Source organism: Rothia sp. HMSC066G02 (assembly GCF_001813145.1).
GTDB lineage: Bacteria > Actinomycetota > Actinomycetes > Actinomycetales > Micrococcaceae > Rothia.
On the sequence record NZ_KV811580.1, the window covers coordinates 1 to 9,250 of the forward strand.

9 protein-coding genes, 1 tRNA gene and 1 rRNA gene are annotated in these 9,250 nt (G+C 57.1%); all 11 read right to left on the reverse strand.

Annotated elements, in window-relative coordinates:
- Positions 1–129 precede the first annotated feature (129 nt).
- The 11 genes from HMPREF2894_RS01005 to rrf all read right to left on the reverse strand — a co-directional run bounded on the left by HMPREF2894_RS01005 (position 130) and on the right by rrf (position 9,144).
- Positions 130–417, reverse strand: a complete 288-nt coding sequence (locus tag HMPREF2894_RS01005; RefSeq protein ID WP_005506733.1) for an HU family DNA-binding protein — start codon at positions 415–417, stop codon at positions 130–132.
- 92 nt (positions 418–509) lie between these two features.
- The gene (gene rpsN, locus HMPREF2894_RS01010; protein WP_005506731.1) at positions 510–815 is read right to left on the reverse strand and encodes a 30S ribosomal protein S14; all 306 of its coding nucleotides are present in this window, start codon (positions 813–815) and stop codon (positions 510–512) included.
- 2 nt (positions 816–817) lie between these two features.
- Positions 818–988 carry a 50S ribosomal protein L33 gene (gene rpmG, locus HMPREF2894_RS01015; RefSeq protein WP_004005967.1) on the reverse strand — a complete coding sequence of 57 codons (171 nt, stop codon included), beginning with the start codon at positions 986–988 and terminating at the stop codon, positions 818–820.
- A gap of 3 nt (positions 989–991) precedes the next feature.
- Entirely contained in the window at positions 992–1,228 is a 237-nt protein-coding gene (gene rpmB, locus HMPREF2894_RS01020) for a 50S ribosomal protein L28 (RefSeq protein ID WP_004005966.1), read from the reverse strand.
- An 826-nt stretch (positions 1,229–2,054) separates the two neighbouring features.
- A complete protein-coding gene (locus tag HMPREF2894_RS01025; protein ID WP_049340523.1) occupies positions 2,055–2,867 on the reverse strand; it encodes an SGNH/GDSL hydrolase family protein in 813 nt (270 codons plus the stop codon).
- Between the two features lie 158 nt (positions 2,868–3,025).
- Positions 3,026–3,856, reverse strand: a complete 831-nt coding sequence (locus HMPREF2894_RS01030; RefSeq protein ID WP_070677465.1) for an ABC transporter ATP-binding protein — start codon at positions 3,854–3,856, stop codon at positions 3,026–3,028.
- Positions 3,857–3,995: 139 nt separating this feature from the next.
- On the reverse strand, positions 3,996–6,194 hold the full coding sequence (locus HMPREF2894_RS01035) for an acyltransferase family protein (RefSeq protein WP_070677467.1): 2,199 nt from the start codon (positions 6,192–6,194) through the stop codon (positions 3,996–3,998).
- Between the two features lie 125 nt (positions 6,195–6,319).
- Positions 6,320–6,393 (reverse strand) — tRNA-Thr (locus tag HMPREF2894_RS01040).
- Between the two features lie 253 nt (positions 6,394–6,646).
- Positions 6,647–7,525, reverse strand: a complete 879-nt coding sequence (locus HMPREF2894_RS01045) for a DsbA family protein (RefSeq protein ID WP_049346887.1) — start codon at positions 7,523–7,525, stop codon at positions 6,647–6,649.
- Positions 7,526–7,962: 437 nt separating this feature from the next.
- Positions 7,963–8,706, reverse strand: a complete 744-nt coding sequence (locus tag HMPREF2894_RS01050; protein ID WP_049352236.1) for a DUF6891 domain-containing protein — start codon at positions 8,704–8,706, stop codon at positions 7,963–7,965.
- Between the two features lie 321 nt (positions 8,707–9,027).
- Positions 9,028–9,144: ribosomal RNA gene (rrf, locus tag HMPREF2894_RS01055) — 5S ribosomal RNA — on the reverse strand.
- Between the last annotated feature and the right edge of the window lie 106 nt (positions 9,145–9,250).

The following is a 9,250-nucleotide window of genomic DNA, read 5'->3' on the forward strand; positions in this document are numbered from 1 at the left end:
TTTATAGCGTCCAAGTTTCGGGGCGCAGTTCACGGCGGGGTTTTCTCCGCTGTTTTCCCTTGGGCAGGCATAATAAAAGACCCCCACCGTGAGGGTAGGGGTCTTTTATCAGATTCAAAGTCTCAAGAATTACTTCTTCTTAGCGACTGCTGCCTTCAGCTTGGAGCCTGCGGTCAGCTTCACGCCGTGACCGGCGGGAATCTGAATAGTTTCGCCGGTCTGCGGGTTACGGCCGGTACGAGCTGCACGGTCGGTGCGCTCGATTGCCATCCAACCGGGGATGGTGATCTTCTCGCCCTTGGAGACGGAAGACTCGAAAACCTGGAACACTGCGTCGAGGACTGCATTCACGGTTGCCTGGCTCTTGCCAGACTTCTCTGCAACCTCTGCAACGAGTTCGGTACGGTTCTTAGCCATTAGGGTGCCCCTTCCAGAGACTTAAGGTTTGAGTCTAAAGCGAGTGACCGTCGGTGACGACGGAAAACCGTTTAGGAACTAAAATACCAGATTTACCAGCTGGACTTGGTGATACCGGGCAGCTCGCCGCGGTGTGCCATTTCGCGGAAACGCACGCGGGAGATACCGAACTTCTGGAAGGTACCGCGGGGGCGGCCGTCGATCTGGTCGCGGTTACGCACGCGAACGGGGGAAGCGTTGCGGGGCAGCTTCTGCAGTGCCACGCGTGCTGCTTCGCGCTCCTCGGGGGTAGCGTTCTCGTCGATCAGGGTCTTCTTCAGCGCGATACGCTTCTCGTTGTAGCGAGCGACGATGACCTTGCGCTGCTCGTTGCGAGCGATCTTGGACTTCTTAGCCATTCTTAGCGCTCCTCTCGGAAGTCAACGTGCTTGCGAACGACGGGGTCGTACTTCTTCAGCACCATACGGTCGGGGTTGTTGCGGCGGTTCTTACGGGTCACGTAGGTGTAACCGGTGCCAGCAGTGGACTTGAGCTTGATGATAGGACGGAGGTCCTTAGCCTTGGATGCCATTTACTAGATCTTCTCCCCGCGTGCGATGATTTCTGCAACAACGGCATCGATGCCACGAGCATCGATAACCTTGATGCCCTTAGCGGACACGTTCAGGGTTACCTTACGACGCAGCGAAGGAACCCAGTAGGTCTTCTTCTGAACGTTCGGGTCGAATCGACGCTTGTTGCGGCGATGCGAGTGCGAAATGCTGTGTCCAAAGCCGGGAACAGCTCCGGTCACCTGGCAGACTGCTGCCATGTTTCACTCCTTTATTGATTGACTTTTATGACGGTACGCAGTCGATGTTACTCGTGAGCGTCCCGCCACCAATGTAGAAGCACCGGGTTATTCGCCGGGCTAGAGTGTTTGAGATCGTCACGTGGGTGAGAGGCCACGCATCGATCCCCGCCGCGGGAAAAACGGTGAAGCTTATTAGTGTCGAGAGGCGTTTCCACCACTACGAACAGCGTTAAATTCTAGGTAAATACGGGGGTTCGTGCAAGCCTGCACGCCGGATTTTGCCTTAAAAATCCGCGGAATCTCGGTGTTCTGAGCCAATTGCATCTCGTTTAAGCGAAGTGCTCGATTCGCGGATGCACGCCTGCCTTCGAGCGGCAAACATACCTATCCATTCTATCAAAAATGGGTGTTTTTGCAAGTCCAGATGTTTTTAAGGAATTCTTTAACGCCCCTAGTCAGGCGTTAATGCGCCTTTTTAAGAACGGATGTTCTCTATGTGACCGGGGATAAATTACACCGGTGAAATTCATGTTGTGAGATTAACAGCTTAAGCCGGATTTAAGCCTTAAACAGCCCCGCGCCACCGCTTCTTGCGGTGTGCGCAGGGCTATTAAACGGGCTTAAATACGCGTTTAAAGAGCTTTTAACTCTCGTTTTAACGCTTCCGCCCCGGTTTTAAAGGGCGGTTTAAGGGGTCGCAACGGTACGGGTAACGGCGGATTTACCGTTCCAGTTACGGCGTAGATGCGGGCACAAATACGGTACAGATACAGCACAGGGCGCTCCCCCCGGCATACAGTTTTACGCCGTAACGTGCACCCCTCAGCATTAGTTCTTAAGGGCGTTAGTTTTTAAGGCTTGCCGCGGGCACCCACTGCGGGTACTTGGGGCTCACACCGTCCCCGGAGCTTGTTCCCTTTAGACGGCGGCCAATCCACGGCAGGGCAAACTCACGGACCCAGCGTGCCTCCTGCTCGATCTTCTCGCGGGCGGTCAGCTGCACCTCCGGGGGCAGTACCGATTCGGTGATCACACCGGGCAGACCGAGCTGCGCCAGTACGCGAGATGCGAAGCGTTCGTGGCCGAGGTCGTTCATGTGCAGGCGGTCGTCAGCCCACAGACGCCAATCAAGGAAGTCGTTCCAGCGCCAGTAGTCGATAATGTGCACGCCGTGGTCCTCAGCGATACCACGCAGTAGCTCGTTGTAGGTGGCGGTACGGCCGCGGGTACGGGCGAAGGGGCCCTGGCCCTGTACATCCAGGCCGGTTACGGTAAGCACTTCGATTCCTTCGCCGCGCAGGGTGGCGAAGGCTTCGTCTACGTGAGTCATGAGCTGGTCAATATCCACGTTGGGTCGCATGATGTCATTGCCGCCACCGTAGAAGGTGACAATGTTGGGGCAGAGGTCCAGGGCTCGAGGCAGCTGTTCATCCAGGATGGGACCGAGCAGGCGGCCGCGGATAGCAAGGTTTGCGTACTGCGCCTGCGGGTCTACTGCACCGATGCCTTCGGCAACGCGGTCTGCCCAGCCGCGCAGGCTGTTAGGGCGGCGGCGGTCAACGTCGCCCACACCTTCGGTGAAGGAGTCGCCGATTGCCACGTAGCGTACTGATTCACCGTTGAGCTTGCCGTTGGAGTCTAGGAGCGGGGTCGTCATTGTGTTCTTCTTTCCGGGCCTCTATAGAGAATGACCCTTCTGTGGAAGAAGCCGGCACACCCGCGCGGTGTACCGGCTTCTTCGCTTAGCTTTCGGTGCGTCCTACTTTCCAGTATCCCACTGTTATGGGCGCTTCATCAGATATGAGCGGGGGTTTCTTAGGATGCGACAGCTGAACCGGCAACGGTGGACGCACTCCGGGGATGCGGAACAACCACGACGCTGCCGTCGTTAAACGGATCGGCGACCTCTGCTTTCAGACCGAAAATGGTGTGCAGGTTCTCACGGGTGAGCACGTCGTGTGCTTCGCCTTGAGCGACGATGGAGCCGTCCTTCATCGCGACGAGGTAATCGGCGACTCGGGCGGCGAGGTTCAACTCGTGCAGCACCATGATCATGGTGGTGCCGCGTTGCTCGTTGAGGTCCGAGAGTAGGTCGAGTAGCTCCACCTGGTGTGCCAGGTCGAGGTACGTGGTCGGCTCGTCCAGCAGTAGGATGTCGGTTTCTTGGGCGAGCGCCATGGCAATCCAGACGCGCTGACGTTGGCCGCCAGAGAGTTCGGTGACCTGTCGTTCGGCGAGGGACATGGTATCGGTAGCTTCGAGAGCCCAAGCAACCGCCTCGTCGTCTTCGGCGCTATTGCGTTTGAAGAGGCCCTGGTAGGGGTAGCGTCCTCGGGAGACCAGGTCGGCTACGGTAATTCCTTCGGGGGCGATGGGATGCTGAGGCATGAGCCCAACCATGCGGGCGAAGCCCTTCATGGAGTATTCGTGGGTGGATTTGCCGTCGAGGGTGAAGTCGCCGTTGAGCGGCTTGAGTAGTCGGGAGACACCACGTAGCAGGGTGGATTTGCCGCAGCCGTTGGGGCCGATGATGGCGGTAATTTTGCCCTTCAGGAATTCGAGGGAGAGGTCTTTGACGATGGTGGTTTCGCCGTAGCCGAGGCTGACGTTCTCAACTTTGAGGGTGCGTTCGGTGATTTCTTTCATGGCGTCCTTTCTTCTCTAAGGCTTTTCCCGGGAGCCTCCTAACTTAGCCTATCCTAATTTCGGGTCAGAATATAGCGGATCCCCCGCTCTGTTCATACTTCTGTAGAACAGTTCGGGGGATCCGCTGTATTGGTGAACTTTAGAAGTTCACTTTTCCGTTGACGAGCCAGCCGCCTTCCGCTGCACGCTGGAACACTTCCTGAGCCATGGTGCGGCTGTAGGTCTTGGAGACATGGTTGTCATCGATGTAGACGTAGATGTTTCCGACCACGGGGCTACAGGTGCCGTCCGGGCAGTACACGTCCTTCAGGTCAACCATGACGGCGCCCTGGTCGCGGTACTTGTCGAAGACTTCCTTTGCGGGGTTCTCGGCGGCGTACTTATCGCTTGCGGGTCGTGCACAGGAGCTCTTGTCGGCACCGGCCTTCTGTGCACATTCATAGATGTTGTACTCGAAGCGCGGGTTATCGCGCAGACCGATGACCTGGACCCCTGCCTCGGTGAGGCGGCGGACCGTCTCGTCGAGGCTCGGGTCGATTCGTTCGTCGTTCGATCGTGCCTGGGCAACGGTGGCGATGAGCACCACGGTCTGCGGCTTACGCTTGAGAATTTCCTCGGTCATCTTGGTGTTGAATTCCGAGCATTCGTTACTGGCGTTGACGGCGCGGACCGGGTACTGGCAGCCACCGAGCAGGTAGGTCTGCAGGTTGGTCTTGGTCTGTTCGGCGATGGGCTTGAAGATACTCAGCGCCTGCTCCGCGTGGGAGTTACCGACGACCATGGTCAGCGGTGCGTCCTCGGGTCCGTACTTCTGCACGGTGCAGTACTTGGCGAGGGCCGGGTCGGAGGGCGCGAAGCCGCCGGTGCAGGGGTCGCTCAATCCGTCGAACTGAGCTTTGACGTCGCCACCGGAGGGGATGGGGTTGTCGATGAGTCCCTGCTGGGCGCCGCCGATTGCGCGGGCGCCGGGGTAGTTTTCGCTGGCGGTCTGTACCTTCAGTTCGGCGTTCTGCTCGGACTGGGCGTTGCGGTAGCCGATCCAGGTCTGTGCGGCGGTCAGGGGTACGCCGGCGACCAGGAAGATGGCGAGGATGAAGGCGAGCTGGTCTGCCCAGGTCTTGACGGAGAAGACGGTCTTAAAGCGCATCTTCATCATGAGCCAAGGTACGAAGGGGTCCTTGCGGTAGCGCAGCGGCTTCTCGACGAAGCGGATGAGTAGCCATGCCAGGCCGATGGAGGCAAGGATGATGATGGTGCCTTCGATGATGTTCACGCGGGAGGTGCCGACGGCGCTGCTGTAGAGGATGAGGATGGGCCAATGCACCAGGTACAGGGCGTAGGAGATGTTGCCAAGGTTCTGCAGGGGTGCGGAGACCAGCAGTCGATCGATGCCCCAGCGGCTGTTGGTGCGGCCTGCCATGATGACGAGGGCGCCGGAGAGCACGGGCCAGAGCGCCAGGTAGCCGGGGAAGGCTCGTTCGACGGGCAGGATTGCACCGCAGGTGACCAGGCCGATGATGCCGACCCAGCCCATGACGACTCGCGCCTTTTCGGGCGCCTTCCATTTGAGGGTGAGCATCGCCAGCAGGGTGCCGATGGCGAATTCCCACAGGCGGGTGCGGGTGTCGAAGTAGGCGAATCCCTGGTTGGTGTCGGTTTCGACGATGGAGAAGGTCAGGGATGCTACGAATACCGTGTTGAAGATGAATACCGCGGTGGTGAAAAGGTTCCCGCGGAATCGGTGCACGACGTAGGCTACTGCGGCGAAGAGCAGGGGCCAGATGATGAAGATCTGCCCCTGGATGGAGAGCGACCAGAAGTGCTGGAAGGGTGACTTCACGGAAGCGTTTTGGGCGTAGTAGTCCACGGAGCTGAACGCGAGGTTCCAGTTCTGGAAGTAGAACAGGGAGCTCGTTGCGTCGGTGACGGTTTGCGACCAGCGGCTGGGCGCGAGCACGAAGAAGGACGCAATCGTGGTACACGCGATAACCACGGTGGCTACGGGTAGCAGTCGCTGGAAGACGTGCATCCAGTAGTTGAAGAGATTGAGGGGTTTGCCTTCGTTGATCTTACGCATGAAGGAGAGCGAGAGCAGGAAGGCGGAGATGAAGAGGAAGACATCCACACCGCCGGAGACTTTGCCGACCCAGACGTGGTAGAGCACCACGAGGAGCACGGCGAAGGCTCGCAGGCCCTGAATTTCAGGGCGGAATCCTCGCGATTCGATGAACTCTTCGAGGGGGTAGTCGCTGGCTTCGCGTGCTTTGATGCTGCGCGGGGCGGTGGTGTAGGTTCCCTGCGAGGCGGGAGCCTGCGGGGTTCCGGAGGTTTCAGACATTCTCGGTTCCTCAGGATGGATGTCGATGTGCTAGTGCGGGTCCCTTAGACACTACAGGACACTCGTACAATAAAATCCTGATCCGCACCTCTGCTATGAGGCTGGTGCGAACCAGGATTTTTCTGAGCCCCCTACCGGATTCGAACCGGTGACCCTCTGTTTACAAGACAGATGCTCTGGCCAACTGAGCTAAGGAGGCAACTTGTCCAGTGTACCTTATTCTGGTGGTTGAATCTGCTTAGTTGTTCTTTGGCGGTTTGATGCGTTCGTTTCCTTCGTTTTACCCCTTCCGAATACCTCGGCTACAGGGGCTCCCGGGCACCTTGTCCAGCACTTTGCCGAGTCTTCTTCCTGCCCCTCACGTTCCTTTACTCGTTCTTTAGAGCTTCAGATGCATACGGAAAAACCCGGTAGCCTCGCGCGGAGGTTACCGGGTTTTTCTATCGAAGAGGTTACTTCTTCTTAGCTTCGATCTTTTCCTTCAGGAAGGTGCTGAAGTCGTTGCTGGTGTACTGGTCGCCATCAACGAAGACGGTGGGGGTACCCTGAATGCCGTTCTTTGCGGATTCAGCGTTGACCACGTCCACGAAGGGGCGCCACTTGCCGTCGTTCATATCGGAGCCGATGGAGGCGTGGTACTTCGAAGCAATGTCGGCAATCTGCTGGTTGTTCATGTCGCCGCTGCCCTGGTGGGTGAAGATCTCACGCTGGTAGTTCAGGAAGTCGTGGGTGCTGACCTGGTTTGCCACGGAGTATGCCGCTGCCGCGTTACGTGCGGAGTATGCGGTGGGCGAGGTACGGTCCAGGAAGGTCAAGTTGCGGATTTCCAGGGTGATGGTGCCGTCTTCGACGAGCTTCTGGATTTCTTCGCCGTACTTCTTCTCGAACTCTGCACAGTGCACGCAGTTGTAGTCCTGGAAGATGGTCACGCGAACGGGCTGGCCGTTCTTGGATGCCTCTTCAGCGGTCTGCACGCCCGGGGGCAGGGTGTTGACTGCTGCTGCGGTTCCGTTGACCATGGGGGTCACGGAGGAGGTCGAGGTTGCGAGCTGCTTGAAGTCGCGGGTCTCCTGGGTGGAGGAGTTTTTGACGATTCCGTCCTTGGTCAGCACAATGCCACCGTATTCGTTGGCGCTGGCGGGCACGGGGCCGCTTTCTGCTACCTTGGTGTTCTTGTTGCCGTTGATTACGACGAAACCGATGATACCTACGATGACGAGGACCACGGCGAGTACGCCGAGCTGGAGCCAGCGGCGGCTTGCCTGGCTGGGACTCTTCTTGGCCTGCTGGGCCGCAATCTGGCGGGCTTTTTCGCGGGCGTCGGTCGACATGCCTGCTCCTTTGGTTGGGAATATGGGTGGCGGTTCGTCCACTTCTTCTAGCCTACTCCTTATGGAGTACGCACCCATCAGGGCAGAGGTTCAGAGTGCCAGTGCTCGTCTGAGCTCGGCGCCTTCTGATCTCTGCCGGGCGTTCTAAAGCTCAGCTTCCTGCTACGTATAGCAGCTGAAAGGTATGTCGAGCAGTTCCTATCATGTGGATAGGTTCTGTCTTTTCTCTAGTGTGGATGTACCGCGCTACCCGTCTAGCCTACCGAATGGGTGCCTTATCGGCTAGTTAATACTCTGACTGAGATACTGTGATGTCTATTCTCACGCTCTCAGCTTATTTTCCTCGTAAACTTTCGTAGCTCTGGGAGGTTCCTCCCCTGCCACAAGTAGCGCACAAGTATAGCGCCGAGGCACCCATCCGGTTCAGCTCATTACCGCTAGGGGATGTTGTAGACTTCCACTCCCCCAATGAAGGGGCGGGTGTTGTAGTTACCATTCCACTTCACGCTCAGACCGTGCTTCTCCAGCATGGGAATAACCGTCTCTCGCAGCAACTGTGCGGAGAGCTTCTCGTGAAGGGCCCTAATCTCTTCCTTCTGCGCATCGCTCAGGGTATTCCATTTTTCTTCGTCCCTGGGGTAAGCGAGGAAGGAACCGAAACCGATGTAGGTTCCGCCGCTCTCAGCGAGGCTTTCAGTGTCCTGCTCATGGAAGTAGATGTATCCCTTCCATTCACGGCTATCATCCATTTCGTCCCAGATTTCTGCGGATGCGCAGGTACCGCAGCAGGTGAAGTTCTGTCGTGCAATGACTCCTTCTTCTTCCAGCGCTGCGAAGGCACGGTTGAGGTTGGAGTTCTTCTGCATTTCGGGGGTAATGCCCAGCTCAGCAGCAAAGGCACGACGACGCTTGATGAGCTCTTCCACGTAGTCCTCTACGCGCTTCTCCCAGAGCTTGCTGTCTTCGTTCTCCCCATCGTATTCCAGACCGAGTACGTCCATCACATAATCGGTAATGGTTTCTACGTACTGCTCAGTATCAGATTCACCCATGAACAGCAGGGGCCAGATGGGCCAGAGCAACTCGGCTTCGTCTTCTTCATCCAGCCCCCATTCTTTGGGGAAGGGCGGGTCGAGGCGTTCTTCGCTCCAGCGTTCGTAGATGCTCTTCTCATCAGCCATGATGATGCTCCTTTGCGTGTTCTCTATTCGCTCGGGTAGAGATGTGGATTGCTCTTGTTGTTAAGGTACCAAGAGTTTCTCCACCGTGCCCTCTGCTTCGTCATTCAGGCGGATCTGTGAACTCCCCATCTCGTCGCCCCTGCATCAAGGCTGGCAGGCTGTCTAGGTTGCGTCCCCTGTTCCTCTGCTTCTCAGCTGAGTCTCTAAACCTCTGCATCTCTGATGAGTTAGGTTTCTTTCGTCCAGGAGTTTTCATTCTAAGAGTTTTTGGGTACACAAAAAGAGGGGAAGACCTATAAGGTCTTCCCCTCTTGAATAAAAAACCCGCGGCGACCTACTCTCCCACACCCACAAAAGTGCAGTACCATCGGCGCGAAGAGTCTTAGCTTCTGGGTTCGGAATGGAACCAGGCGTTTCCCTCTTGCTATAACCACGGAAAATCTAGCGAATAACTTCGTTATTCAAAATTTCCGAATAAAAAGCCTCAACTTCCCGAAGGAAGCCCAGGGTTATTATCCAAAAACCATACAGTGAACGCAAACAA

What these genes read in the sequence shown, in the direction of transcription:
- HMPREF2894_RS01035 (WP_070677467.1), bottom strand. Translation starts at nt 6,194, where the DNA reads ATGTCTGAAACCTCCGGAACCCCGCAGGCTCCCGCCTCGCAGGGAACC.
- HMPREF2894_RS01005 (WP_005506733.1), bottom strand. Translation starts at nt 417, where the DNA reads ATGGCTAAGAACCGTACCGAACTCGTTGCAGAGGTTGCAGAGAAGTCT.
- HMPREF2894_RS01045 (WP_049346887.1), bottom strand. Translation starts at nt 7,525, where the DNA reads ATGTCGACCGACGCCCGCGAAAAAGCCCGCCAGATTGCGGCCCAGCAG.
- HMPREF2894_RS01025 (WP_049340523.1), bottom strand. Translation starts at nt 2,867, where the DNA reads ATGACGACCCCGCTCCTAGACTCCAACGGCAAGCTCAACGGTGAATCA.
- HMPREF2894_RS01030 (WP_070677465.1), bottom strand. Translation starts at nt 3,856, where the DNA reads ATGAAAGAAATCACCGAACGCACCCTCAAAGTTGAGAACGTCAGCCTC.
- HMPREF2894_RS01050 (WP_049352236.1), bottom strand. Translation starts at nt 8,706, where the DNA reads ATGGCTGATGAGAAGAGCATCTACGAACGCTGGAGCGAAGAACGCCTC.
- rpmB (WP_004005966.1), bottom strand. Translation starts at nt 1,228, where the DNA reads ATGGCAGCAGTCTGCCAGGTGACCGGAGCTGTTCCCGGCTTTGGACAC.
- rpsN (WP_005506731.1), bottom strand. Translation starts at nt 815, where the DNA reads ATGGCTAAGAAGTCCAAGATCGCTCGCAACGAGCAGCGCAAGGTCATC.
- rpmG (WP_004005967.1), bottom strand. Translation starts at nt 988, where the DNA reads ATGGCATCCAAGGCTAAGGACCTCCGTCCTATCATCAAGCTCAAGTCC.